At 61.8% G+C, this 25,669-nt stretch carries 24 protein-coding genes; 17 read left to right on the top strand and 7 right to left on the bottom strand.

Annotated features, from left to right (window positions below; all coding sequences use genetic code 11):
• Positions 1-31 precede the first annotated feature (31 nt).
• The 14 genes from LC343_RS14775 to kynA all read left to right on the top strand — a co-directional run bounded on the left by LC343_RS14775 (position 32) and on the right by kynA (position 15,444).
• Positions 32-2,155 carry an acetate--CoA ligase family protein gene (locus tag LC343_RS14775; protein ID WP_223478099.1) on the top strand — a complete coding sequence of 708 codons (2,124 nt, stop codon included), beginning with the start codon at positions 32-34 and terminating at the stop codon, positions 2,153-2,155.
• A gap of 23 nt (positions 2,156-2,178) precedes the next feature.
• Positions 2,179-2,643, top strand: a complete 465-nt coding sequence (locus LC343_RS14770; RefSeq protein ID WP_223477927.1) for a MaoC/PaaZ C-terminal domain-containing protein — start codon at positions 2,179-2,181, stop codon at positions 2,641-2,643.
• A gap of 52 nt (positions 2,644-2,695) precedes the next feature.
• A complete protein-coding gene (locus LC343_RS14765) occupies positions 2,696-3,847 on the top strand; it encodes an acyl-CoA dehydrogenase family protein (RefSeq protein ID WP_223477926.1) in 1,152 nt (383 codons plus the stop codon).
• A 183-nt stretch (positions 3,848-4,030) separates the two neighbouring features.
• Complete coding sequence (locus LC343_RS14760) at positions 4,031-4,690, top strand: TetR/AcrR family transcriptional regulator (protein WP_223477925.1); 660 nt, start codon at positions 4,031-4,033, stop codon at positions 4,688-4,690.
• A 154-nt stretch (positions 4,691-4,844) separates the two neighbouring features.
• On the top strand, positions 4,845-5,666 hold the full coding sequence (locus tag LC343_RS14755; RefSeq protein WP_223477924.1) for a TolB family protein: 822 nt from the start codon (positions 4,845-4,847) through the stop codon (positions 5,664-5,666).
• 149 nt (positions 5,667-5,815) lie between these two features.
• Positions 5,816-8,113, top strand: coding sequence for a bifunctional salicylyl-CoA 5-hydroxylase/oxidoreductase (locus tag LC343_RS14750; protein WP_223477923.1), 2,298 nt, complete (start codon positions 5,816-5,818; stop codon positions 8,111-8,113).
• Positions 8,114-8,115: 2 nt separating this feature from the next.
• Positions 8,116-8,877: an SDR family NAD(P)-dependent oxidoreductase gene (locus tag LC343_RS14745; protein WP_223477922.1), complete on the top strand. Its 762-nt coding sequence runs from the start codon at positions 8,116-8,118 to the stop codon at positions 8,875-8,877.
• Positions 8,874-9,377 carry a MarR family winged helix-turn-helix transcriptional regulator gene (locus LC343_RS14740; protein WP_223477921.1) on the top strand — a complete coding sequence of 168 codons (504 nt, stop codon included), beginning with the start codon at positions 8,874-8,876 and terminating at the stop codon, positions 9,375-9,377. Before LC343_RS14745 ends, LC343_RS14740 begins: the two co-directional genes overlap by 4 nt.
• A gap of 4 nt (positions 9,378-9,381) precedes the next feature.
• Positions 9,382-10,185, top strand: coding sequence for an enoyl-CoA hydratase family protein (locus tag LC343_RS14735; protein WP_223477920.1), 804 nt, complete (start codon positions 9,382-9,384; stop codon positions 10,183-10,185).
• On the top strand, positions 10,185-11,354 hold the full coding sequence (locus LC343_RS14730) for an acyl-CoA dehydrogenase family protein (RefSeq protein ID WP_223477919.1): 1,170 nt from the start codon (positions 10,185-10,187) through the stop codon (positions 11,352-11,354). The genes LC343_RS14735 and LC343_RS14730 overlap by 1 nt, the downstream gene beginning before the upstream one ends.
• A 1-nt stretch (position 11,355) precedes the next feature.
• Entirely contained in the window at positions 11,356-12,975 is a 1,620-nt protein-coding gene (locus tag LC343_RS14725; protein ID WP_223477918.1) for an AMP-binding protein, read from the top strand.
• Positions 12,976-13,004: 29 nt separating this feature from the next.
• Positions 13,005-13,415 (top strand): RidA family protein, encoded by a 411-nt coding sequence (locus LC343_RS14720; RefSeq protein WP_223477917.1) that lies wholly within the window; start codon positions 13,005-13,007, stop codon positions 13,413-13,415.
• Positions 13,412-14,605, top strand: a complete 1,194-nt coding sequence (kynU, locus tag LC343_RS14715) for a kynureninase (protein ID WP_223477916.1) — start codon at positions 13,412-13,414, stop codon at positions 14,603-14,605. Before LC343_RS14720 ends, kynU begins: the two co-directional genes overlap by 4 nt.
• Positions 14,602-15,444, top strand: a complete 843-nt coding sequence (gene kynA / locus LC343_RS14710) for a tryptophan 2,3-dioxygenase (RefSeq protein ID WP_223477915.1) — start codon at positions 14,602-14,604, stop codon at positions 15,442-15,444. Before kynU ends, kynA begins: the two co-directional genes overlap by 4 nt.
• Before the next feature lie 6 nt (positions 15,445-15,450).
• Here kynA and LC343_RS14705 read toward each other — a convergent pair whose 3' ends face one another.
• Positions 15,451-16,332 (bottom strand): helix-turn-helix domain-containing protein, encoded by an 882-nt coding sequence (locus LC343_RS14705; protein ID WP_223477914.1) that lies wholly within the window; start codon positions 16,330-16,332, stop codon positions 15,451-15,453.
• 84 nt (positions 16,333-16,416) lie between these two features.
• Between LC343_RS14705 and pobA the strand changes: the two genes are divergently transcribed.
• Positions 16,417-17,589, top strand: coding sequence for a 4-hydroxybenzoate 3-monooxygenase (pobA, locus tag LC343_RS14700; RefSeq protein ID WP_223477913.1), 1,173 nt, complete (start codon positions 16,417-16,419; stop codon positions 17,587-17,589).
• A 72-nt stretch (positions 17,590-17,661) separates the two neighbouring features.
• Here pobA and LC343_RS14695 read toward each other — a convergent pair whose 3' ends face one another.
• The 6 genes from LC343_RS14695 to LC343_RS14670 all read right to left on the bottom strand — a co-directional run bounded on the left by LC343_RS14695 (position 17,662) and on the right by LC343_RS14670 (position 22,833).
• Positions 17,662-18,966, bottom strand: coding sequence for a TRAP transporter large permease (locus LC343_RS14695; protein ID WP_223477912.1), 1,305 nt, complete (start codon positions 18,964-18,966; stop codon positions 17,662-17,664).
• Positions 18,963-19,457 carry a TRAP transporter small permease gene (locus tag LC343_RS14690; protein ID WP_223477911.1) on the bottom strand — a complete coding sequence of 165 codons (495 nt, stop codon included), beginning with the start codon at positions 19,455-19,457 and terminating at the stop codon, positions 18,963-18,965. The genes LC343_RS14695 and LC343_RS14690 overlap by 4 nt, the downstream gene beginning before the upstream one ends.
• A 74-nt stretch (positions 19,458-19,531) precedes the next feature.
• On the bottom strand, positions 19,532-20,656 hold the full coding sequence (locus tag LC343_RS14685) for a C4-dicarboxylate TRAP transporter substrate-binding protein (protein WP_223477910.1): 1,125 nt from the start codon (positions 20,654-20,656) through the stop codon (positions 19,532-19,534).
• A gap of 26 nt (positions 20,657-20,682) precedes the next feature.
• Positions 20,683-21,558 carry an amidohydrolase family protein gene (locus LC343_RS14680; RefSeq protein ID WP_223477909.1) on the bottom strand — a complete coding sequence of 292 codons (876 nt, stop codon included), beginning with the start codon at positions 21,556-21,558 and terminating at the stop codon, positions 20,683-20,685.
• Positions 21,555-22,037 carry a MarR family winged helix-turn-helix transcriptional regulator gene (locus tag LC343_RS14675; protein ID WP_223477908.1) on the bottom strand — a complete coding sequence of 161 codons (483 nt, stop codon included), beginning with the start codon at positions 22,035-22,037 and terminating at the stop codon, positions 21,555-21,557. The genes LC343_RS14680 and LC343_RS14675 overlap by 4 nt, the downstream gene beginning before the upstream one ends.
• Before the next feature lies 1 nt (position 22,038).
• Complete coding sequence (locus tag LC343_RS14670) at positions 22,039-22,833, bottom strand: crotonase/enoyl-CoA hydratase family protein (protein WP_223477907.1); 795 nt, start codon at positions 22,831-22,833, stop codon at positions 22,039-22,041.
• 152 nt (positions 22,834-22,985) lie between these two features.
• Here LC343_RS14670 and LC343_RS14665 point away from each other — a divergent pair, with 152 nt between their 5' ends.
• Together LC343_RS14665 and LC343_RS14660 are read left to right on the top strand one after the other, a co-directional pair.
• On the top strand, positions 22,986-24,845 hold the full coding sequence (locus LC343_RS14665) for a feruloyl-CoA synthase (protein ID WP_223477906.1): 1,860 nt from the start codon (positions 22,986-22,988) through the stop codon (positions 24,843-24,845).
• Complete coding sequence (locus LC343_RS14660; RefSeq protein ID WP_223477905.1) at positions 24,842-25,603, top strand: 3-hydroxyacyl-CoA dehydrogenase; 762 nt, start codon at positions 24,842-24,844, stop codon at positions 25,601-25,603. Before LC343_RS14665 ends, LC343_RS14660 begins: the two co-directional genes overlap by 4 nt.
• Positions 25,604-25,669 lie beyond the last annotated feature (66 nt).

The raw sequence follows: 25,669 nt of genomic DNA, 5'->3' as shown, positions 1-25,669 counted from the left end.
CGCAGGAGAGGAGAACGGGAAGGTGAACAAGATGCATGACAACTACCGGCCGGATACGGAGGTTCTGAACGCGATCGACGCCGTTTTCGCGCCGAAATCGATCGTCGTCATCGGCGCTTCCGAAAACGAGTCGAAGTTCGGCGGCCGCGTCATGCGCAATCTCACGCGTTACGGTTATGACGGAACGATCTATCCGGTGAACCGGCGCGGCGATGCCATTCTCGGCATCCCGGGATATGCCTCTCTCGACGACGTGCCTGGACCGGTTGACCTTGCCATCATCGTCGTGCCGAAGTCCTCTGCGCTGGAGGCCCTCGAAGGGTGCGGGCGATTGGGCGTCAAGGCGGCTATCGTCATTACCTCGGGCTATGCGGAACAGGGCGGCGAAGGTGTCGGCGAACAGGAGGACCTTGTTGCCTGCGCCCGGCGTCTCGGCATTCGCATCCTCGGCCCGAATTCGCTCGGCGCATATCACGCGGGCAACAAGCTGGCCGCCACCGGCAACCAGGCCTTCGATCGGCAGTTCGAGCCGGGGAATGTCGCGCTGATCTCGCAGAGCGGTGCGCTGGGAGGTTCGTTTCTCGATGCCGGCATGAACCAGGGCCTGCGGTTTTCCAGCTTCCTGTCGATCGGCAATTCGGCGGATCTCGAAATCCCCGACGTCCTCCTTCACCAGATTCACGACCCGAGCACCCGGGTGGTGCTTCTCTACATCGAGGGGCTGCGGGATCTCGACAAGCTGGACCATGCGCTTTCAGAGGCGCGCCGGCTCGGCAAGACGGTGATCGTCCTTCGCGCCGGCTGGTCGGAGCAAGGCGCCAGCGCGATCCAGTCGCATACGGGTTCGCTCGCCGGATCGTCGGCCGCCTACAAGGCCATTTTCAGGCGTCACGGCGTGATCGAGGTCGATGACGTTCAGGACGCGCTCGAAGCGGCGCTCGCTGCCTCGGCGTACGATATCGACGGACGGCGCGTCGGTTTCATCAGCGTGTCGGGCGGCATGGGCAGCCTTGCCGCGGACCGCAGCGAGGCGGTTGGCCTGGAGATGGGCGCGTTTTCGGACGAAACCCGGCGCAAGCTCCGCGACGTGCTTCCCGACTTTGCGCCCGAGAACAACCCGCTGGACGTGACGGGTGCTGTTACGTCGAGCCCCGGAATGATGCAGGCGGCCCTCGAAATCGTCGCCGCGGATGAAGGGATCGACGTGATCGTCATGCTGATCACGGTCGTTTACGGGTCTGAACGGATCGCCGACGAGGTTGTCGCGGCGAGTGCAACCATTGGCAAGCCGATCATGGCCGTGGTTTGCGGCGGAGAATGCGTCGCGGAATCCGCCACGCGATTCCGCGCGGGCAATATCCCGGTCTTCGAACAGCTTCACGGCGCCTTGCAGGCGATTTCCCGTGTCGGCAGCGCCAGGGCGAGTGCGTCCGGCGAGACCGGACAGGCACCGGAACTCGATGCCGAGACACGGGAAGCGATCGACAGCGCGGTTCGCACGGGCAGCGCGTCGCTTCTCACCGAACACCAGTCCAAGGCCATTCTGCGCCTCGCCGGCGTACCTGTTTGCGACGAGGCGATCGTACAGACGGCCGAAGAGGCCGGCGCCAACGCACGGGCTTTCGGTTTTCCCGTCGTTCTCAAGGGCGTAACCACGCAGATCGCCCACAAGATGAAGGCCGGTCTGGTCAAGCTGAATGTCTGCGACGAGGCCGGCGCGGCGCGCGCCTTCGATGAAATCCATGCCGCTGCGAAGAAGGCAGGCGGTGAACTGGAAGGGGTCTCCGTCCAGCCGATGGTGGCGCCCGGCGTCGAATTGCTGATCGGCGGAATGCGCGATCCGCAAGCCGGGCCCTTGATCGCGTTCGGCCTTGGCGGTGTCTACACGGAGGCTCTGCGCCAGGTGACGTTCCGTCCGGCACCGGTCGGTCGCGCCGAAGCGATGGACATGATCGCCGAAATTCCGTCGGCGCGCGGATTGCTGGGCGAGGACAATGAGCGTCTCGCGCCGCTGGCCGATGCGATTGTCGGTGCGTCCCTGCTGATGGCCGGCGCCGACAACGTCGCGGAACTCGATATCAATCCGTTCATCTACTACCCGGGCGAGGGGCGCGGCATCGCCGTCGACGGCCTCATTCGCCGGGACGACGAATAGGTACCACCGGAGGGAGGGTCGCCATGGAAGACGCCATATTTTTCGAGGATATCGAGGAAGGCTCGGTATTCTACTCGCGAGGCCGTACGGTCACGGAAGCTGACAATGTGATTTTCACCGGCCTCTCCGGCAATTACCACAGCATCCATACGGACGAGGAGTTCGCGAAGAAAACCCAGTTCGGCCAGCGCGTCGTCCATGGTGTACTCGGCCTTTCGATCGCGACCGGCATGCAAAACCAGACGGCGCAGGGAACTTGGAAGAACGCGATCTTCATGGAACTGGTCAACTGGAAGTTCCTGAAGCCGATCTTCATCGGCGACACGATCAAGCTTGAAACGCGCATCGCCAGCAAGCGCCAGACCAGCAAGCCGCAATGGGGAATCGTCCAGACCGAGAGAACGCTGATCAACCAGCGCGACGAGCGGGTCCAGACAGGCTTCTCCAACGTGATGGTCTGGACCCGCAATGGCGGCGATCCGTCCTGACCTCAACCCGATAATACCCTTCATAGACAAGCAACGCCCGGAGTAACGCATCATGGCCGTCGATAAGGAAACCCTCGATCAACTGCTCGCCGTCGTCAGGCGGTTCGTGGACGAGCGCCTGATCCCCGCCGAACGCAAGGTCGAGGAACTCAACGACATTCCAGAAGACATCCTTTCGGAGATGAAGGAACTCGGCCTGTTCGGGCTGACGATCCCGGAGACCTATGGCGGCATGGGGCTCGGCATGGAAGACGAGGCGCGGGTGATCTATGAGATCGGGCGCGCGCATGGGTCCTATCGCTCGGCCTTCGCGACGACGATCGGCATCGGTTCGCAGGGCATCGTCATCGACGGCACCGACGCGCAGAAGGATCGTTACCTGCCGCTGATGGCGACTGGTGAGATGATCGGTTCGTTCGCGCTTACCGAGCCGGGCTCCGGGTCCGATGCGGCGGCCCTGCGTACCAACGCCGTCAAGGATGGCGATCACTATGTGCTCAACGGTTCCAAGCGCTTCATTACGAATGCGCCGCGCGCCGGCGTCTTTACCGTGATGGCGCGTACCGATCCGGACAACAAGGGCGCGGGCGGCATCACCGCTTTCGCTGTCGATGCGGATCTGGAAGGGCTGAGCGTCGGCAAGCCCGACAGCAAGCTCGGGCATCACGGAACGCTGACGGCGGATGTCAATTTCGACAATGTCAGGGTGCCGGCCGAAGCGATTATCGGTGGAGTGCCGGGCATGGGGTTCAAAACGGCCATGAAGGTGCTCGACCGCGGGCGCCTTCACATCGCGGCTGCCGCCTGCGGTGCGGCAGATCGCTTGATCGAGGAATGCCTTCGCTACGCGATGGAGCGCGAACAGTTCGGCAAGCCTATCGCAGAGTTCCAGCTTGTGCAGGCGATGCTCGCCGATTCGCGCACCGAGGCCTATGCCGCCTGGTGCATGGTGCTCGACGCGGCGAAGCGGCGTGATGCCGGCGAACGCGTGACCGTGGAATCCTCATGCGCGAAGTATTTCGCCACGGAAATGGTCGGGCGTGTGGCCGACCGCGCGGTGCAGATTTTCGGCGGCGCCGGCTATATCGTGGACTACCCGATCGAACGCTTCTATCGAGATGTCCGCCTGTACCGGATCTACGAGGGTACATCGCAGATCCAGCAGCTCATCATTGCCCGCGACATGATCAAGAACGCCAGCTGACGGCGCCAAGCTGCCTGATTGGAAAATCAATGCCCTTCGGTTCGGCCGGAGGGCATCGTCTTTCCACGGACTAATTGTCGCGATTCCATAGTCATGAAGTCCTACAGCTTGCCATAATGCTCTCCTGCGGCGAATGTGCTACGCTAAAAATATGACAATATAGACTGCGTACCGTAAAACCGCATGCCAAAACCCATATCGGAAGTCCGTAAGCCGGAGATCGTCGAGGCGGCTTTCAACGCGATCCTGAAAAACGGCCTGCCGCATATTTCCTACGATTTGATCGCGCAGGAAGCCGACATGTCGCGCCAGCTGATCCGGCATTACTTCCCGGATCCGATCGAGCTCATGGTCGCGGTTTGCGATCGGCTTGCGGCGGCTTATCGCGATTGCCTGATGCGCGGCATCCTGAACGCCCAGACGCCGCAACGGCTGAAGACCTTCCTCGATTTCTATTTCGACTTCCTGTCGGACCGCGATCTGGAGAAGCCGCGCGACGACAGTGTCTACGATGCGATGTTCTCGCTTGCCGCGGCTCACCCGAAGATCAGGGAGAACCTGCATGCGCAGTACAATCTGCTGCAATACACGATCGCGCACGAGGTTCAGGTCAGCTATCCGCAGCTCAACCAGAAGGCCTGCCTGGAACTCGGCTATCTGTTCGTCTCGCTGATGTACGGCCACTGGAAGATGGTTGCGACGCTCGGTTTCTCCACGTCGAACAACAAGGTCACCCGCGCGGCGGTCGATCGGCTCATCGAGTCCTACGTCGCCCGCTACGACGATCCCGATCTCGAGCCCGTCGATGAGAGCGAGATCGGCACGGACGACGCGGGGAAGTGATTTTCCTGCTGCCGTGATCGGACAACACATACACACCCGGTTCCCTACTTTGCGGGCATGGCGTTACGCATTGCCGTGCAATACCGACGACGGCCAAACGCGCTGATTGCCTTTCCTAAGCTCGCCTCTAGAGTTGGCGCGTGGAGGAGGGCCCATGAAAAGCATTCTGTCTGTTTTCGAAATCGTGACCGGATCCGTGGAAACCGTTCTCGAATTCGATGGTCACATCGAGGCTCCGAACTGGAGCCGGGACGGCAGCGCATTGATCGTGAATGGTTCAGGCCGGCTTTTCGAGGTGGATCTCGCCGCTCCGGCTCTTCGGGAAATCGATACGGGATTTGCCGTTCGCCTCAACAACGATCACGGGCTGTCGCCCGACGGAAGCACGCTTGCGATCAGCGATTCGTCCGAATTCGGTGAAAGCTGCATCTACACGGTGCCGGCTGGCGGCGGTGTGCTATTGCGGGTGACCGAGCGCGTACCGTCCTACTGGCACGGCTGGTCTCCCGACGGGGAGAGGCTCGCCTATGTCGCCCGGCGCGGTGAGACGTTCCAAGTCTATACCTGCCCGGTCGGTGGCGGTGAGGAATTCCAGGTGACGCGGGGTTTCGATCATTGCGACGGACCGGACTATGCGCCGGATGGCGAGTGGATTTGGTTCAATGGCGAAAGGGACGGTTCCGTTCAACTCTGGCGGGTCCGGCCCGACGGCAGCGATCCGCAGATGATGACGGATGACGAGCGGGTCAACTGGTTCCCGCACCCGTCACCCGACGGGAAAAGCATCGTCTATCTCGCCTATGAGGGCGGTACACGGGGCCACCCCGCCGGTCGCGATGTCCAGTTGCGGCTAATGCCTTCCGAGGGTGGTACACCCGCAATCCTGCTCGATCTCCATGGCGGGCAGGGAACCATCAATGTCCCGTCCTGGGCGCCGGATTCACGCCGCTTCGCCTTCATGCGCTACGTGCCCTGAGCCCCCGGCGCGCCATTTTCGGAAAGGGCGATACCCTTGGTGCGCAATATTTTATATTTGAAACTTTTAGGATTGAAATTAAACTTCCCTTGGTTATTCTGATGGTGCGCAACCGGTTTGGACCGGACGCGAAAAAGGGAGGCGCGGACGTGAGGATCGTTTGTCTTGGAGGCGGACCTGCGGGTCTGTATTTCGCGATCTCTATGAAGCTGCGCGATCCGTCGCACGAAGTGACGGTGGTGGAGCGCAACAAGGCGGACGACACCTTTGGCTGGGGCGTCGTGCTTTCCGACGACGCTCTGGATAACCTCGCCGAAAACGATCCGGACAGTGCCGCGAAAATCCGCGCCAACTTCGCCTATTGGGATGACATAGCGGTCATCCATCGTGGCACGCGTACGGTTTCCGGCGGCCATGGCTTTGCCGGAATCGGTCGGATGAAGCTGCTGTTGATCCTGCAGGCGCGGGCGCGCGAACTTGGCGTCGATCTGCAATTCCAGAGCGAATTCAAAACAGCGGAAGACTACCGCCGCGAGTATGACCTCGTGGTCGCGGCGGACGGGATCAATTCACTCGTGCGCCGCGAATATGCGGAGATCTTCCGGCCAGACATCGATATCCGGTTGTGCAAGTTCATCTGGCTCGGAACGCACCAGAAATTCGACGACGCATTCACCTTCATCTTCGAGGAAACCGAGCATGGCTGGATGTGGATCCATGCCTATCAGTTCGACGCCGACACGGCGACGGTGATCGTCGAGTGCACGCAGCAAACCTGGGACAAATGGGGCTTCGAGCACATGTCGAAGGAGGAGGCGGTCGCCACGTGCGAGCGCATCTTCGAGAAGCATCTGGGCGGACACCGCCTCATGTCCAACGCCAGCCATCTGCGCGGCTCGGCGGTATGGATGAATTTCCCGCGGGTGATCTGCGAGAAATGGCACCACGAAAATGTGGTGCTGATGGGCGACGCCGCGGCCACCGGGCATTTCTCGATCGGCTCGGGTTCGCGGCTCGCTTTCGATAGCGCCATCGCCCTGGCGGAATATCTTCATTCCGAGGCGACGATGGAAAAGGCGTTCGAGCGGTACCAGGAGGAGCGACGTACGGAAGTGCTCCGGCTCCAGTCCGCGGCGCGGAACAGCCTTGAATGGTTCGAGGAAGTTGAGCGTTATCTCGACCTCGATCCGGTCCAGTTCAATTACTCCCTTTTGACGCGTTCCCAGCGGATCAGCCACGAGAATCTGCGGCTGCGCGATGCGAACTGGCTCGAAAGCGCGGAGCGTTGGTTCCAGGTCCAGGCGGGCATGCCGGAGGACGCGCCGGTCCGGCGGCCGATGTTCGCGCCGTTCGCGCTGCGGTCCCTCGAACTGAAGAACCGCGTCGTGGTCTCGCCGATGGCTCAGTACAAGGCCGTCGACGGATGTCCTACGGATTGGCATCTCGTACACTATGGCGAGCGTGCGAAGGGCGGAGCCGGGCTGGTGGTGACGGAAATGACCTGCGTGTCACCGGAAGGACGCATCACGCCGGGGTGCACGGGCCTGTACGCGCCGGAGCATGAAGACGCCTGGAAGCGGATCGTCGATTTCGTCCATCGCGAAACCGAGGCGAAGATCTGCGTGCAACTCGGCCATTCGGGGGCGAAGGGATCGACCCAGCTTGGCTGGCAGGACGCCGATGCGCCCCTCGAGACCGGGAACTGGCCGGTCATGGCCGCGTCGGATGTCTCGTGGTCGCCGCATAATGCGGTGCCGCGGCCGATGAGCCGCGCTGACATGGACATGGTGCGCACGCAATTTGTCGCTTCCGCCGAGATGGCCGAGCGTGCCGGCTTCGACATGCTCGAACTGCATATGGCGCATGGCTATCTTCTGTCGTCCTTCATCACGCCGCTGACCAATCTGCGAACCGACGAATATGGAGGTTCACTGGAGAACCGGATGCGGTTTCCGCTGGAAATCTTCCATGCGGTGCGGGCGGCTTGGCCGTCGGAGAAACCGGTCTCGGTCCGGATTTCGGCCAATGACTGGGTTGGCGACGAGGGTGTCACGCCCGCCGAAGCGGTGGCCATTGCAGCCATGCTCAAGGAGGCCGGCGTCGACATTTGCGACGTGTCGGCCGGGCAGACATCCGTCCGTGCCAGGCCGGTTTATGGCCGCATGTTCCAGACGCCGTTCTCGGACCAGATCCGCAACGAGGCGGATATGGCAACGATGGCGGTCGGCAACATCTACGAGCCGGACCATGTCAATTCGATCCTGATGGCAGGCCGGGCGGACCTCGTCTGCCTCGCGCGGCCGCATCTCGCCGATCCATACTGGACACTGCATGCCGCCAGCGCGCTTGGCGATCGCGAGGAACGCTGGCCCGATCCTTATCTGCCGGGCCGCGACCAGATGTGGCGGCTGGCCGAGCGGGCCGAAACGATGACGGGAAAGGTGTGAGCATGGAGGATTTGTTCGGCCGGCATGCAATCGTCACCGGCGCCGGCAGCGGCGTGGGCGAGGCGATCGCGCTCGAACTGGCCGCAAAGGGTGCCCGCGTCACCGTCATGGGTAGGCGTCTCGAACCACTGGAGGCCGTTGCCGCGAAGAGCGATCGTATCGTCGCCGTATCGGCGGATGTGACGGACGGCGATGGCATGATGCGGTCCGTCGAAGCGGCATGCGCAAAGAATGGCGCGGTCGATATCGTGGTGGCCAATGCCGGGGTTGCCGAAAGCGCGCCGCTGAAGACGCTGACCGAGGACAAGTTCCGCGATATCATCGATGTCAATTTGACTGGTGTTTTCAATACCTTCCGCGCCGGATTTGAGTATTTGAATCAGGGTCCGAACGGTCGCCTGATTGCTATCGCGTCCATCGCGGGACTGCGCGGTTATCCCTATATCTCGGCCTACTGCGCTTCGAAGCACGGCGTCATCGGGCTGGTCAAATCGCTTGCCGTCGAACTCGCGACGACAGGCGTGACAGTGAATGCGATCTGTCCCGGCTACACCGATACGCCGATGCTGACGCGCACTATCGACACGATCATGGACAAGACCGGACGGAGCCGCGATCAGGCGGAAGAGTCCCTTCTCAAAATGAACCCGCAGCGCCGTTTTATCCAGCCGTCGGAAATCGCGGCGACGACGCTCTGGATGTGTGGACCGGGCGGCGCGTCCGTTACCGGGCAGGCCATCGCATTGTCAGGAGGCGAGACATGAACACGGTAAAACCGCTTGTCGGGCAGTCCGGAATGGACAGTGAAGCCGACGCCTCGAAGGATCGCCTGAGACTCTGGCTAAGAATCCTGAAGGTGTCGAAATTCATCGAGAGCGAGTTGCGCGAAAAGCTGCGGTCCGAGTTCGATACGACGCTGCCGCGGTTCGACGTGCTGGCGGCGTTGTACCGGAACGAGGAGGGGCTCAAGATGAGCGACCTTTCGACCGAATTGCGCGTTTCGAACGGCAATGTAACGGGTATCGTCGACCGCCTCGTGGCCGATGGCGAGGTCGTGCGGGTACCTGTCGACAATGACCGCCGCGCCATCACGGTGCGGCTGACACCGGTCGGGCGAACGCGTTTCGAGACCATGGCCGGCGATCACGAAGGCTGGATCGATGGAATGCTATCCGGCCTCAGCGGCGCGGATTCGCGCATGCTGACCGCGGCCCTCGATGGCATCGCGCCTTCGGGCAGAGCCGTGCGCCGACGTGGGGAGTGATCCGATGCAAGCTGCCACTCCCGAGCATTTCATGTTGACCATGGACAATGGCGTCGCGTCGGTTTCGCTGAATCGGCCGGAGCGCAAGAATCCACTGACATTCGAATCCTATGCCGAACTGCGTGACTGGTTTCTGGCGCTGCGCGGCGACGACACGGTCAAGGCGGTCATTTTCGGGCCGAATGGCGGGAATTTCTGCTCGGGCGGCGATGTTTTCGAGATCATCGGGCCGCTGCTCGATCGCGACATGAAAGGCCTGCTCGAGTTCACCCGCATGACCGGCGATCTCGTGCGCGCGATGGTCGAATGCGGAAAGCCGATTATCTCCGCGGTTGACGGTATCTGTGTCGGTGCAGGCGCGATCATCGCCATGGCGAGCGATCTGCGCCTTGCCACGCCGGACGCGAAAACGGCGTTCCTGTTCAACCGGGTCGGGCTAGCCGGGTGCGACATGGGCGCCTGCGCCGTGCTGCCGCGTATCGTCGGGCAGGGGCGCGCCGCTGAGTTGCTGTACACCGGACGCACCATGAGCGCAGAGGAGGGCGAGCGCTGGGGCTTCTATTCGCGGCTCGTCGAGGCCGGGTCCCTGATGGACGAGGCGAAGTCGCTCGCGGCGCGCATCGCAGACGGACCGAATTTCGCAAACATGATGACCAAGACGATGCTCGCCCAGGAATGGAACATGAGCATCGCCCAGGCCATCGAAGCCGAGGCGCAGGCGCAGGCGATATGCATGCAGACCGCCGATTTCCGACGCGCCTATGAGGCTTTCGCCGCGAAGCGGAAACCCGTTTTCGAGGGCGATTGATGAGCGACCGGAGCTATCTCGATTGGCCGTTTTTCGAGCCGCACCACCGCGACTTGGCTGTGCGCGTGGACGAATGGGCTTGCGAGATGCTCGCAGCGGCGGATGACGAGGACACCGACTGTACCTGCCGCGCGCTCGTCGGCGCGCTCGGCGGAGCCGGCTGGCTCAAACTCACGGCTGTCGCACCGGACGAGCATGATGCCGTTCTCGATGTGCGCAGTCTTTGCATCATGCGAGAGACATTGGCGCGTCATAGCGGACTGGCCGATTTCGCGTTCGCGATGCAGGGGCTCGGAACCGGTGCGATATCCCTGTTCGGCACGGAGGCCCAGAAGCACGAATGGCTTGCGCGCACGCGCGCAGGCAAGGCAATTGCCGCTTTTGCGCTGACCGAACCGAAATCCGGCTCCGATGTCGCCAATATTGAAGTGGCCGCGCGCCGGGACGGCGATTTCTATGTCCTGGATGGCGAGAAGACCTGGATATCCAATGGCGGGATCGCCGATGTCTACACAGTCTTCGCGCGGACCGGCGAAGCTCCAGGCGCAAAAGGGCTGTCGGCTTTCATCGTTCCGGCCGAAACGCCGGGGCTGGAAATCGCCGAAAGGCTTGAGACGGTCGCGCCGCATCCCCTGGCGCGGCTCGCCTTCGACGAATGCAGGGTTCCCGCTTCCGCGATGATCGGCAAGCCGGGCGAAGGTTTCAGGATCGCCATGTCCGTGCTGGACGTGTTCCGCCCGACAGTCGCCGCCGCTGCGCTTGGCTTCGCGCGTCGCGCATTGGACGAGACGGTTTCGCGCGTACAGGCGCGTCGATTGTTCGATGCGCCCTTGTTCGACCTCCAGATGGTTCAGGGCCATGTCGCCGACATGGCGCTCGATATCGATGCGGCCGCGCTTCTTGTCTATCGGGCGGCTTGGCTGAAGGACAGCGGCGCCGCGCGCATCAGCCGCGAGGCGGCAATGGCCAAGCTTTTTTCCACCGATCGCGCGCAGCAGGTCATCGACAAGGCCGTGCAATTGCATGGCGGCGATGGGGTTCGGCGCGGGCATGTCATGGAAAGCCTGTACAGGGAAATCCGTGCTTTGCGGATCTATGAAGGCGCGTCCGATGTCCAGAAGGTCATCATCGCGCGGCAGACGCTCGCAAACGCGGCGCAGGGAGGTTGAGATGCTTGGACCCAGCGGACATGCCGACAGCTTTACCCGGGACAACCTGCCTCCGCCGGATCAGTGGCCGGAGTTCCTGCTGGACGGGTTTGATTATCCGGAATGGATGAATGCCGGCTACGAACTCACGGACGGCATGGTGGCGCGCGGTTTCGGGGATCATACCGCGCTGATCGGGAATGGACGTCAGCGCACCTACAAGGAACTGACCGACTGGACCAACCGTATCGCTCATGTGCTGGTCGAGGATTATGGCATCCAGCCCGGCAACCGCATCCTGGTGCGGTCGGCCAACAATCCGGCCATGGTCGCCGCGTGGCTTGCCGCCACGAAGGCCGGTGCCGTGGTCGTCAACACGATGCCGATGCTGCGCGCGGGCGAACTCTCGAAAATCGTCGACAAGGCGCAAATATCGCTGGCGCTGTGCGACACGCGGCTGATGGACGAACTGGTCGCCTGTGCGAAGACCAGCGACTATCTAGACAAGGTGGTCGGCTTCGACGGCACGGCCAATCATGACGCGGAACTCGACCGTCTAGCGCTGCGGAAATCCGTTCTCTTCGAGAGCGTGAAGACCGGACGTGACGATGTCGCCCTGCTGGGCTTTACCTCGGGCACGACCGGCGAGCCCAAGGCGACGATGCATTTCCACCGTGATCTCCTGATTATCGCCGACGGATATGCCAGGGAGGTGCTTGGCGTCACGCCGGACGATGTATTCGTCGGCTCCCCGCCGCTCGCCTTCACATTCGGCCTTGGCGGGCTCGCGGTGTTTCCACTGCGTTTCGGGGCTGCGGCGACGCTCCTCGAAAGCGCCACGCCGCCCAACATGGTCGAAATCATCCAGACCTATGGCGCAACCGTGTGCTTCACCGCACCCACCGCATACCGTGCCATGCTGACGGCGATGGAGGAGGGGGCGGATCTTTCCTCCCTGCGCGCCGCCGTTTCGGCGGGCGAAACGCTACCGGGTCCGGTCTATGAGCAATGGATGGAGAAGACCGGCAAGCCGATGCTCGACGGCATCGGCGCGACCGAAATGCTGCATATCTTCATCTCGAACCGTTTCGGCGATTCCCGCCCTGCCTGTACGGGAAAGCCGGTGGGTGGATACGAGGCGAAGATCGTTGATGAAGCCATGAACGAAGCGCCGCGCGGCACAGTCGGAAAGCTCGCCGTGAAAGGCCCGACCGGGTGCCGGTATCTCGCCGATAAGCGTCAATCCGACTATGTCCGCGACGGCTGGAACCTGACGGGCGACTCGTTCTGGCAGGACGAGGAAGGGTATTTCCACTTCGCCGCGCGCAATGACGACATGATCGTCTCGGCCGGGTACAACATTGCCGGCCCCGAAGTCGAGGCCGCCTTGCTTGCCCATCCCGACGTCGTCGAATGCGCGGTTGTCGGTGTGCCGGACGAGGATCGCGGCCAGATTGTCGAAGCACATGTGGTGATCGTCGATGGCGTGGCGCGCGATGCGGCGACGGTGCTGCGGCTTCAGCAACACGTCAAGGATACGATCGCGCCTTATAAATATCCGCGATCGGTGGTGTTCACCGATGCCCTGCCGAAAACCCAGACTGGCAAGATCCAGCGTTTCCGCCTGCGCGCTGACGCCTGACCCTTATATTATCTGATTGGAAAGCGAACATGATCGAGACCGTCAATCCTCCCGAGTGGGTTCAGCCGAAGGGCTATGCCAATGGCATGCTCGTGGACGGATCGCGCCTTTATGTCGGTGGGCAGATCGGCTGGAATGGCGACCAGGTCTTCGAAACGCATGATTTCGTCGGGCAGACCGAGCAGGCTCTGGCCAATATCGCGGCGGTAGTGCGCCGGGCAGGCGGTGAGGTCGCCGACATCGTCCGTTTGACCTGGTACGTGACTGACAAGAAGGAATATGTCGCGCGCCAACGCGAAGTCGGCGAGGCGTACCGGCGCGTGATGGGACGGCATTTTCCGGCCATGACGTTGATCGTTGTGGCCGCTCTTCTGGAGGATGAGGCTTTGGTGGAAATCGAGGCAACGGCCGAAATCGGCAAATCCGGAGCGGCGTCATGACGGACTTCGCTGCGACGCGTGATTTCTTCGATCTGCCGGACGGTGTCATCTACCTCGACGGCAATTCGCTGGGGCCCTTGCCCCAAAACGCGGTCTCGCGCGCAAATCGCACGATGACCGATGAATGGGGCGGCATGCTGATTGGCGGCTGGAACAAGGCGCGCTGGATGGAAATGCCCATCCGGCTCGGTGATCGGATCGGCCGGCTGGTTGGTGCGCAACCGGGCAGCGTCGTTATCGGCGATACGCTGTCCATCAAGGTCTACCAGGCGCTCGCCGCAGCGCTCGAACTGCGGCCTGAACGGAAGGTCGTCCTTTCCGACAGCGGGAATTTCCCGACCGATCTCTATATGGCGGATGGCCTCCTGCGCTCTCTAGGCAAGGGGCATGAATTGCGGATCGTCGCGCCGGAAGAGGTTTCTGGCGCGATCGACGAGACGATCGCCGCGGTCATGCTGACCCATGTCGATTACGGGACCGGCCGCATGCATGACATGGCCGGCATCACGCGAATGACACATGAGGCGGGCGCGATTTCGATCTGGGATCTGGCCCATTCGGCGGGCGCCGTGCCGGTCGATCTTGCCGGTTGCGGCGTCGATATGGCGACCGGGTGCACCTACAAATATCTCAATGGCGGGCCCGGCGCGCCGGCGTTTATCTACGTGAATCCGGACCTGCAAGATATTGTAAGACCGGCTCTTTCAGGTTGGCTGGGTCATGATGCGCCATTTGCCTTCGATCTCGATTATCGCCCGGCGCCGGGCATTGCGCGCATGCGGGTCGGGACGCCGCCCGTGATCCAGATGGCGGTGCTCGATGCGGCGCTCGATGTCTGGGACGAGATAGACATGGACGATATTCGCGCGCGGTCGATCGAACTTAGCGAACTCTTCATAAGCCGGGTTGAATCCGGGACGACGCAGGTTTCACTCGCCAGTCCGCGCGACCCGGCGGAGCGCGGATCCCAGGTCTCTTTCCGATTTCGCGAAGGATACGCGGCGATGCAGGCTTTGATCGCGCGTGGCGTGATCGGGGATTTTCGGGCGCCGGACCGGATGCGTTTCGGCTTCTGTCCGCTCTACAACACCGAAGACGAGGTGCGACGCGCCGCGGCGACGTTGTGCGAGATCGTGGAGAGAGGCGAGTGGGACAGGCCGGAATTCCTGAAGCGGGAGGCGGTCACATGACGACCGGCAACGATTACGATCCGTCCCGCGAAGGCGCGACAATGCAGTTCGACGGGCGCATGTCCTATGGCGATTACCTTCATCTCGACGCTATTCTCGGCGCGCAAGAGCCCCTGAGCGACGCGCATGACGAGATGCTGTTCATCGTCCAGCACCAAACCTCCGAACTCTGGATGCGGCTGGCGATCCATGAACTCATTGCTGCTCGCAAAGCGATATCCGAGGACCGGTTGCAGCCGGCGATGAAGATGCTGGCGCGCGTTTCCCGGATCTTCGAGCAGTTGAACTCCGCCTGGGACGTGCTGCGCACGATGACGCCTAGCGACTATACGCGCTTTCGCGATGCGCTGGATAAGTCCTCGGGCTTCCAGTCGTGGCAGTACCGGCTGATCGAATATGTCCTGGGCAATCGCAATCACGCCATGCTGCGCCCGCATGCGCATCGCGCGGATATCGTGTCGCTGCTCGAGGAAGAACTGACGCGGCCGAGCCTCTATGACGAGGTCCTGCGGCTTGCCGCCCGCAAGGGCGTCGAGATACCGACCGGTGTATTGGACCGAGATGTCTCGCGGACTCACGCGGCCGACGATGGCGTCATGGATGCATGGCGGGTCGTCTACGAAGCGCCAGAGACGCATTGGGAGCTCTATGAGCTCGCCGAGAAGCTGGTGGATTTCGAGGACTATTTCCGACGCTGGCGTTTCAATCACGTGACCACGGTCGAACGGGTGATCGGCTTCAAGCGCGGTACCGGCGGAACCGGAGGCGTGAGCTATCTCAAGCGGATGCTGGAGGTCGAGCTGTTCCCCGAGCTCTGGCATGTGCGCACGGTGCTCTGACGACATTCACGCATGGAACGCGCCCTGCGCTTCGACGCGCATGCGGAATTCGCGCGGCGACATGCCGGTGGCCTGGCTGAAGACCCGGCTGAAATAGGCCGGATCGTTGTATCCGAGCGCATAGGCGATCTTCGAGACGGGCAGGTTGGTGTAGACCAGGTTGCGCCGCGCTTCGCGGATCATGCGTTCTTCGATCAATCTCGTGGCTGGCTGGCCAATCGCGGCGCGCGTCATGCGGCTCAGATGTGTCGGCGTGATCGAGAGAGCCTTCGCATAGTCGGTCACCGACCAATGGTCTATCAGGTGCTCTTCGAGAAGTGCCTCGAAGCGCCGGAAGATCGTGTTGTCCGTCGTTTTCGGTCTGGCGGGTTCGTCGGTGGAAAGTCTGCGGGCGACCTCGCCGAGCAGAACGCCGGACAACGAGCGCAGAATTTGCGCACGGGCAAAGCGCCGCCCGGCATGCTCGTCGAATATCTGCCGCATGATCACGGATGCCATGGGTCCCGCCGACAATACGGCCGGACGCGCGAGAACGGGGCGCAGTCCCTCCGATGGATCGAGAACTTCGTCGATGACTTCGGCAGCGAGCGTGACCACCCAGCCTTGTGTGTCCGGAACGAAGGTGAAGGCATGCACCGATCCCATCGGCACATTGATCAGCGTTTGCGGTGCGAGCGCCAATCCGTGACCTTCCATCGTGGCGCGCCCACCACCGCTCTCGATCAACAGGACTTGGTGCAATCTTGCGTGCCGGTGCGGTGTAAGCTCCCAGCCATGCAGCTTGGAGCGCACTTCAATCGTCTCGCAATGAACGACGTCGGGCAGGTCGCCGGCTTCGCCGAACAGGTTGCAGCTCAGGACGGGCAGGGCAGTCTGTGCGGTATCCATGTTCGATTTGTACAAGTATTCTGGACTGCCGTCCATTCCGGTCAATGTGTTCGGTGATATTTTCGTCCATGTGGAGGATTTTTCATGAAAACACAGGTTTGTATTATCGGTGGTGGCCCGTCGGGGTTGATGCTCTCGCAGCTTCTTCATCTTCGGGGAATCGATACGGTCGTGCTGGAAAAGCACAGCCGTGAATATGTGCTGAGCCGTATCCGTGCCGGTGTTCTGGAACATGGCTTTGCCGAGTTGATGCGTGAAGCGCAATGTGGCGAGCGCATGGACAACGAAGGCGAAACGCATGAAGGCTTCTACATCTCGCATGATGGCAAGCTGGACCGCGTCGACCTGCACAAATATTCCGGCGGTTCGTCGGTTGTCGTCTATGGCCAGACGGAACTGACGCGCGATCTTTACGATGCGCGCGACAAGATGGACGGAATCGTCATCCACAATGCGGAGGACGTGAAGCCGCACGACCTGAAGTCCGACACTCCCTATGTCACCTACCGCAAGGGAGACGAGATCGTTCGCATCGACTGCGATTTCGTCATTGGCGCGGATGGCTTCCACGGCGTCAGCCGCAAATCGATCCCGAGCGACGTTCTGACCGAGTATGAGAAGGTTTATCCGTTTGGCTGGCTCGGCGTGCTTTCGCGCACGACGCCCGTCTCCCCGGAACTGATCTATGCCCGGCACGAGCGTGGTTTTGCGCTGTGTTCCCTTCGGTCGCGGGTACTGAGCCGCTACTATATCCAGGTGCCGCTGTCTGACAGCGTGGAGGATTGGTCAGACGACGATTTCTGGGCCGAGTTGAAGCGGCGGCTGCCCGAGGATGTCGCCGGTCGCATGGAGACCGGACCTTCGATCGAAAAGTCCATCGCGCCGCTACGGTCGTTCGTTGCCGAGCCGATGCGATATGGAAACCTGTTCCTCGCGGGCGATGCGGCGCATATCGTGCCGCCGACCGGCGCGCGCGGGCTGAACAGCGCGGCTTCGGATATCTACTATCTCTATCACGCGATGGTCGATCACTATAAGAACGGCGACGATTCCGGGCTCGATGCCTATTCCGCAAAGGCCTTGGCTCGCGTCTGGAAAGCGCAGCGTTTTTCCTGGTGGATGACCACGCTTCTTCACACCTTCCCGGACAGTATTCCCTACGATCAGAAGCTGCAGCAGACGGATCTCGAGTATCTGTTCTCGTCCGAGGCGGCGCTTGGCTCGCTCGCCGAGAACTACGTAGGACTGCCTTTCTAAGTTACCCCGAGACAACGGAAAAGCCCGGACAACCAATGACGGTTGTCCGGGCTTTTTTTTGTCGCCGGTTCCTCACTTCATCAGGGATGGCAGGTAGAGCACGATCTGCGGCAGCGCGATCACGATCGCGACGACCAGCAGATCGACCAGCAGGAACGGAATCACGCCTTTGAATATCTGCACGACCGTGGCGTATTGGCTCGCCACGTTTCGTATGACGAAGACGTTGAGCCCGACCGGCGGCGTGATCATGCCGATCTCAAGCAGTTTCACACACAGGACGCCGAACCAGACCAGGTCTATGCCCTGTGTCTTGAAGATCGGCAGCAGGACCGGAAGCGTCACGAGCATCGCGCCGAACGGCTCCATGAACATGCCGAGCACGAGATAAAGCATGACCACGATGAACATCAGCTCGACATAACCGAGGTCGGCGCCGTTCACCGTCGCCGAGATGAATCCGGTCAGTCCGGTCAGCCCGAGGAAGCGCGTGAACATGGACGCGCCCACGCCGATGATGAACAGCGACGACGAGGTCATCAGCGTTTCGATCATCGAGGTCTTGAAGACGTCCCAGGTCAGCCGGCGGGTTGCCACCGAGATGAGGATCGAGCCGATGGCGCCGACCGCGCCTGCTTCGGTCGCGGTGAAGACGCCGGAGAACAGGCCGCCGAAGACGATTACCATGAGGAGCAGCACGGGCCAGATGTTCAGGATCGCGCTCTTGGTGTCGATCCCCTCGGCATCAAGCGGTTTCGGCGGGGCAATGTCCGGCCGCAACCAGCATGTCAGCAGAACGACGATCGAATAGGCGATCGCGGTCAGGAGTCCGATAGTGATGCCGCCGAGGAAAACCTGTGTCACCGACGTTTCGGCGAAGACGCCGTAGACGATCATCAGGATCGAAGGCGGGATCAGCGCCCCGATCGTTCCGCCCGCCGCGATCGAGCCTGCGGCGAAGCTCGGCGCATAGCCCGATTTCACCATTTCGGGGATCGCGATCCGCCCCATCGCGGCAGCTGTCGCCAGCGACGAGCCGCAGACGGCCGCAAAGCCGGAGCAGGCGAAAATCGATGATATGGCGAGGGCGCCCGGTATGCGGCGCAGAACGGCTTTCGCCGCGTCGAACAGGCCGCCGGTCAGGCCGGTGTGGAACGCGATGAAGCCCATCAGCAGGAACATCGGCACGGCCGACAACGTCCAGTTGGCCACGAAGGAAAACGGCGTCGACGACAGGATGCCGATCGCCGGCGCCCAGCCAATCAACCAGGCGATGCCGGCGACGGGGACGGCGATGAGCGCCAGCGCGACCGGGACACGCAGCGCCAACAGAACGAAAAGCAGGAATACACCCGCAAAGCCGGTGGCGACGCTCATTGCTCGACCTCACGTGTTGGCTGGAACATGCGGATCGCCGTTGTCAGGGCGGCGAGGAAGAAGCCGAGCGGCAGAAGGAAATAGGCCGGCCAGGTGGCGACCGGAATGTTCTGGGCCATCACGAAGACGCCGGTATCGAAATTCTTGAGTGCGGTGAGCCAGGTAAACCACGCCAGCGCCCCGTAGATCACTGTGGAAATCAGCGCCACGAGCCGGTCGGACCAGGAAAGCGCACGAGGTCCCAGAAAAGGTTCGATCACCTCGACCTGCACCATGCCGCCGCCGCGTTCCACCCAGGCGAGCGGGATGAAGGCGAGGGAGATCATGTAGTAATGGGTCACGATCTCATATGTTGCAGGAATAGGCGTGTTGGTCAGGTTGCGCATCGCGACATCCGTGACGACATGCAACATCAGCGCGATGACGGCGAGCGCGCCGATCAGCGCAAGCAGCGCCAAGAGACCGTCCTGCACGCGGGAAAGCAGGCGCATGGGTTTCCTCGAAAGAACCGGTTTCAGTGCAACTGTGCCGCCGGGAGCCTGAGCTCCCGGCGATCTGTCGTGCCTTACTGGCCGTAAGTGGCGTAATCGACCTTGGACCAGACCTCGTCATAGACGCGCTTGGACATGGCGACCGGGTCGTTGTTTTCCTCTTCCGCGATGGCCGTCCACTTCTCGACGAGCGCGAGGAACTGCTGGATCTGATCCGGCGCATCCTCGATGCCGAACTGCTCCTGCGAGTAGGTTCCGGCAGTCTCGATGTCATCCTGGATGAACTGCTCGATCTCTTCGACGAACTCGGGATCGGCCTCGATGAACTCGACGCCGGCTTCCCGCGATGCGGCTTCGGCCTCGCCAGGCATCGTGGATCCCCAGCGGTTGGTGAAGTCCGCATTGGCGCGGTTCGCCGCCCGCACCATGGCCGCGCGATCCTCTGTCGAAAGCTCGTCCCAGGTTGCCTTGGAGACGGTGAAGTTCGACGTCGAGAAGTAGAGGCCGAGCGGCGCGTAAGTGACATATTTGGCCACTTCGACGAGGCGGAAGGACAGCATGTCGGCGATGGATGCCATCGTGCCGTCGATCGTGCCGGAGTTCATCGCCTCGAACTGGTCAAAGACGGACATCTGAACCGGCGTCGCACCGAAATGCTCCGCGAAACGCGCCCAGGGCGCGCCGCCGGACCGAAGGCGAAGGCCTTTGAGATCATCGGCGTTGTGGATAGGCTTGGTGGTCAGGAATTCGTAGACGTCCGAAGCGCCCGAGCCGAGAAAGACGAAGTTCAGGCTCTTCATCTCTTCCTGGCAGGGGGTGCAGTTGACCACGAATTCGGTGAGGGCCGCGCCCATCGCCTGCGAGTTTGTGCCGGTCAGCGACAATTGGCCCGTGACCGACATCATCGGCAGGTCGGCCGGGAAGTAGAGCGGCAACAGGTTGCCGACTTCCGCGATCTGCGACTGCAGGGCGTCCTTCATCTGGCCAAGATTGACCACTTCCGGTCCGAGCATGGTCGCGGTGAGGCGGCCGTCGGATTCCTCCGGAAGGTATTTCGCGAAATTGGTGTACATGACACCGTTCGCCGGATGCGGCGGCGGAGCGGCCGGCGCGATACGCAGTTCGCGTGCGTCCGCCATACTGGTGCCGCCGAGCGCGATGGCCGAAGCGGCCAGGAATGCTGCGAGCAGTTTCTTCATCGATTCCTCCCTTGATGCGTGGAAACTCAGAGCGCGAGCAATCTCCTCGCGTTCTCTTTCAGAATCAGGGGACGCACCTCATCCCTGATCCCGATCTTCTCGAAATCGCTGAGCCAGCGATCTGGCGTGATAGCAGGCCAGTCCGAACCGAAGAGCATCTTCTTCTTCAGGATCGTATTGGCATAGTGAACGAAAATCGGCGGAAAGTATTTCGGCGACCAGCCGGACATGTCGAAATAGACATTCGGCTTATGCTGGGCGACGGCGAGCCCTTCCTCTGTCCATGGAAAGGACGGGTGAGCCAGAATGATCGGAGTGTCCGGGAAATCCACCGCGACGTCGTCGATATACATCGGGTTGGAGAATTTCAGCCGCATTCCCATGCCACCGCGCATGCCGGAACCGACACCTGTCTGGCCGGTGTGGAACAGCATGATCGCGCCTTCCTCGGCGATGGCCTCGTAAAGCGGATAGGCCCAGCGCTCATTGGGATAGAAGCCCTGCATGGTCGGATGGAATTTGAAGCCGCGCACGCCAAAGTCGCGCACGAGTCGCCGCGCTTCCCGCGCGCCGGCTTTTCCCTTGGCCGGATCGATCGATGCGAAGGGGATCATGATATCCGAATTCTCGGCGGCGATGCCCGCGACTTCCTCGTTCGAATAGCGGCGGAACCCGGTCTCGCGCTCGGCGTCCACGGGAAAGATCACGCAGCCAATATTGCGTTCGCGATAATATGCGGCGGTGTCCTGCACGCTCGGCAGCATGCCATCGCGGCCGGCCGGGTTCTTGAAGTAGGAGGCCATGCCGGACTGGAACTCATCGTAGCCATCGTCACGCGGGCCGCAGCACGGCTCCTCGGCATGTGTGTGGATGTCGAATGCCTTGAGTGCGTCGAAATTCACGCCGTTTCCTCCCCGTCGAAATCGACATATTTGCGTAGAAGCCGTTTGAGCGAGCGTAGTTCGTCCGGCGTCAGGGCTTTGTTCAGTCTCGTCTCGTGCCGGGCGAAGGACAAACGATGCTCTTCGACGAACTGACGGCCCGTCTGCGTCAGGGTCAACTCGACCGACCTGCGGTCGTGATCGGGTATTGTCCGGTCCACGAGCCCACGATCCTCGAGGGCGCGGATCAGCTTGGTCATGTGTGCCGGCTTGATCCGCAGCTTCTGGGCGACCATGCCCTGCCGGATGCCCGGATTGCGGCCGATCAGGAGGACTGTGGAATATTCTCCGGGCCGCAATCCGTGTGCGCCGAGGTCCTCGAAGAAGGTCTCGTATGTCTTGACCTGCGCGAGGCGGGTGAGGAAGCCGATCGAGTCACCAAGATCCTGCATGTCGACCTCGTCTTCGCTCATCTGCTGGTTCAAGGCCAAGGGCGCCATGTCACTGGCTTCCCGGGATATTCAGCCGCTTGGCGCGTTTCTCGAGGAAGGCACGCAACCGCTCCTCGGCTTCCGGACTGGTCGCCGTAAAGGATGCCATTAGCGACTCGACGAACAAGCCGTCCTCTTTGGCCATGTCCTGGATACGGGGCAGGGCGTGAATGACGGCGAAATTGGACAGCTCCGCGTTTCCGGCGGCCGAATGCGCCAGTTCGAGCGCCTTGGCTTTGGCGTCACCGCGCCCGACGCGATACTGGACAAGGTTCCAGCGTTCGGCCTCCTCTGCGCTTGCAACCCGGCCGGTCAGCATCATGTCGGTCATGCGGGCGGCGCCCATCAGGCGCGCGGCTCGAACCGAACCGCCGCCACCGACAAAGATGCCTCGCTGGCCTTCGGGAAGGGCGAAGAATGCGCTTTCGTCGGCGACGCGGATATGGGTCGATGAGGCGAGCTCCAGGCCGCCGCCGACCACAGCGCCATGCAGCGCCGCGACCCACGGAATGGCGCCATGCTCGATCATGCCGAAGACCGCGTGCCAGCGGCGTGAGCCGCGCACACCTTCCACCGGAGATTTCTTGACGTGTTCGGCGAGGTCCAGCCCGGCGCAGAAATGATCGCCATGGCCGTAAATGACGCCGGCTTTGGCTTCATCTTCTGCCCGCATGACGACATCGGCGATAGCTTCGACAAAGGAGTCGCTGATCGCATTGCGCTTGTTGGGCCTGTTCAGGCCGATAAGCGCGACATCGCCGTCGAGCTCGTAGGTGACGAAACCGTCTTGAACCGCCTTTTCCATTAGTCCTCCCGCCACGGCCATTCGGCCTTATTGGTTATATGTGCACTTGAAATTGTTTACTAGGATAATGTTTTGAAATATACGAACACCGACCATTGCGTCAATGGCCGTCCGCGGTCAAGCTGAATTCATGGGCATTTTGGGAGGAACTAATGTCCGCTGCTCCATTGCGAGAGATCGCTGTCTGGTCCCCGGAAATCGTTACCGAGAAACGCGACGATGGTACCTGGATCGTCAGCCGAAAGGATGAGCTCGGGCAATATCCGGATCGGGTAACGGAACGTCTTGTCTACTGGGCGGAGACCGCGCCTGACCGCGTCTGGATGGCCGAGCGCGACGGGGCCGGGGACTGGCGCAAGGTCACCTATGGCGAGGCGCTGAAAAAGGTGCGGGCGATTTCCGCATTCCTTCTCGAAAACAAGCTTTCCGCCGAAAAGCCGTTGCTGATCCTGTCTCACAACTCGATCGAGCACGCGCTGATGGCGCTTGGCGCGCAGCATGTGGGCATTCCCTCTGCTGCCGTCTCGACGGCCTACTCCCTCATCTCGGAAGACTGCGCCAAGCTGCGCGACATCGCCGGCCAGCTGACGCCGGGAATGGTCTTCGCGCAGGACGGATCGGCCTATCATCGCGCCATCGACATGGTGTTCGGGCCGGAAGTCGAGGCGGTCGTCGTAACCGAGCCGATCGGCGGACGCGACTGCTTCCTTTTCGATGATGTTCTGGAGACAGTGCCGGGACCGGAAGTGGATCAGGCCCACGCCACGGTCGGGCCGGATACGGTCGCGAAATTTCTCTTCACCTCAGGCACGACCGGTTCGCCCAAGGCGGTCATCACCACCCATCGTATGCTGTGCTCGAACATTGCGATGGTGACCGACTGCTACGCCTTTATGCAAGAAGAGCCGCCGGTGGTCGTCGACTGGGCGCCGTGGAGCCATGTCGCCAGCGGCAACAAGGTCTTCAACCTGATGATCTTCACTGGCGGGACGTTCTATATCGATCACGGCAAGCCCTCGCGCGAAGGCATGAAAATCACGATCCGCAATCTGCGGGAAGTCTCGCCGACGTGGTATTTCAATGTGCCGGCCGGATACGAACTGCTCGTCAATGCGATGGAGAAGGACGATGTCCTTCGCGAGAGTTTCTTCAAGAAGCTGCGCATGATGATGTATGCCGCTGCCGCGATGGGACAGCACACGTGGGATCGCCTGAACGATCTTGCGGCTCAGACGACCGGCCATCGCGTATTCCTGGGCACCGGACTCGGCGCGACGGAGACGGCGCCCTTTGCGCTGATGTGCATGGAAGAGCAGGAAATCGCCGGTAATGTCGGCGTTCCGTCGCAGGGTGTCGTCCTGAAACTGCTTCCGCATGACGACAAGCTCGAGGTTCGCATCAAGGGGCCGAATGTGACGCCCGGCTACTGGCGCAACCCGAAACTGACCGCCGAGGCTTTCGACGAAGAGGGCTTCTACCAGCTTGGAGATGCCCTGCGCTTCGCCGTCCCGGGCGATGCATCGAAGGGCTTCTACTTCGACGGCCGGATTACCGAGAATTTCAAACTGCGAACGGGCACGTGGGTTGCCGTTGGGGCCTTGCGCGCCAAGCTGGTGGACCAGTTCGGCGGGCTTGTTCGCGATGTCGTGCTTGTTGGTGAGAACCGTGACGAACTCGGCGCGATCCTGATTCCCTTCATGCCGAAACTTCGGGCCTTGGTGCCGGGTGGCGATGAAATGACCGACACCAGGGTCCTCGCGCACGAGAACGTGCATAAGCGCATGGAGGAACTGCTCGATGCGCACGCGGCAAAATCCACCGGTTCGGCGACGCGTGTCGTGCGCGCGATATTCCTCGAAGATGAACTGTCTTTCGACGCCGGCGAGGTGACCGACAAGGGATCGCTCAACCAGCGCGCGGTTCTGCGCAATCGCGACGACCTGGCCGAAGCGCTTTACAACAATCACGACAGGCGGGTCATGCTGATCCGTAAACTCAGGGAGGCGGTATGAAGCTGGAAGGTGCAGGGGCAATCGTAACGGGTGGGGCGTCCGGTCTGGGACGCGCCGTGGCAGGAATGCTCGCCGAGTCTGGCGCCAAGGTGGTGGTGTTCGACCGCAATGCCGACGCCGCTTCGAAAGCAGCCGCCGAAATTGGCGGTATTGCCGTCGCCGGTGACGTTACGAGCGAGCAGGACGCCGACAGGGCGGTCGATGCCGCCGTGGAGACCGCCGGCGATATTCGGATTCTCGTGAACTGTGCCGGGATCGGAACCGCCGGGCGTGTCGTCGGGCGCGAAGGGCCGCAACCGCTCGGCGAGTTCGAGAACGTCATCCGGGTCAACCTGATCGGCACGTTCAACATGCTTCGCGTCGCGGCTGCCCGCATGTCCGTGCAGGAGCCGCTGGACGACAATGAGCGTGGCATCATCGTCAACACCGCCTCTGTGGCGGCATTCGACGGCCAGATCGGGCAGGCGGCCTACTCGGCGTCGAAGGGTGGTATCGTTTCGATGGCGCTGCCCATCGCGCGCGAGCTTGCCCGCTTCGGGGTCCGCGTCAACACGATCGCGCCGGGTATCTTCCTGACACCGCTTCTGCAGGGCATGCCCGAAGAGATCCAGCAGAGCCTCGGCGCATCGATTCCCTATCCGTCGCGCCTCGGAAAGCCGGAGGAATTTGCCAGTCTCGTCCGGTTTGCAATCGAGAACCCTTATCTGAATGGCGAGGTTATTCGTCTCGACGGAGCGATCCGTATGGCCCCGAAATAGCGGCGCCAGAGGTAACAGCGAAATGGGACAGGTGCGGGTGGCGCGTCATCGCCGATTAGCTTAACA

This window comes from Oricola indica, assembly GCF_019966595.1.
GTDB lineage: Bacteria > Pseudomonadota > Alphaproteobacteria > Rhizobiales > Rhizobiaceae > Oricola > Oricola indica.
This window is presented reverse-complemented; position numbering and strand designations above follow the sequence as displayed.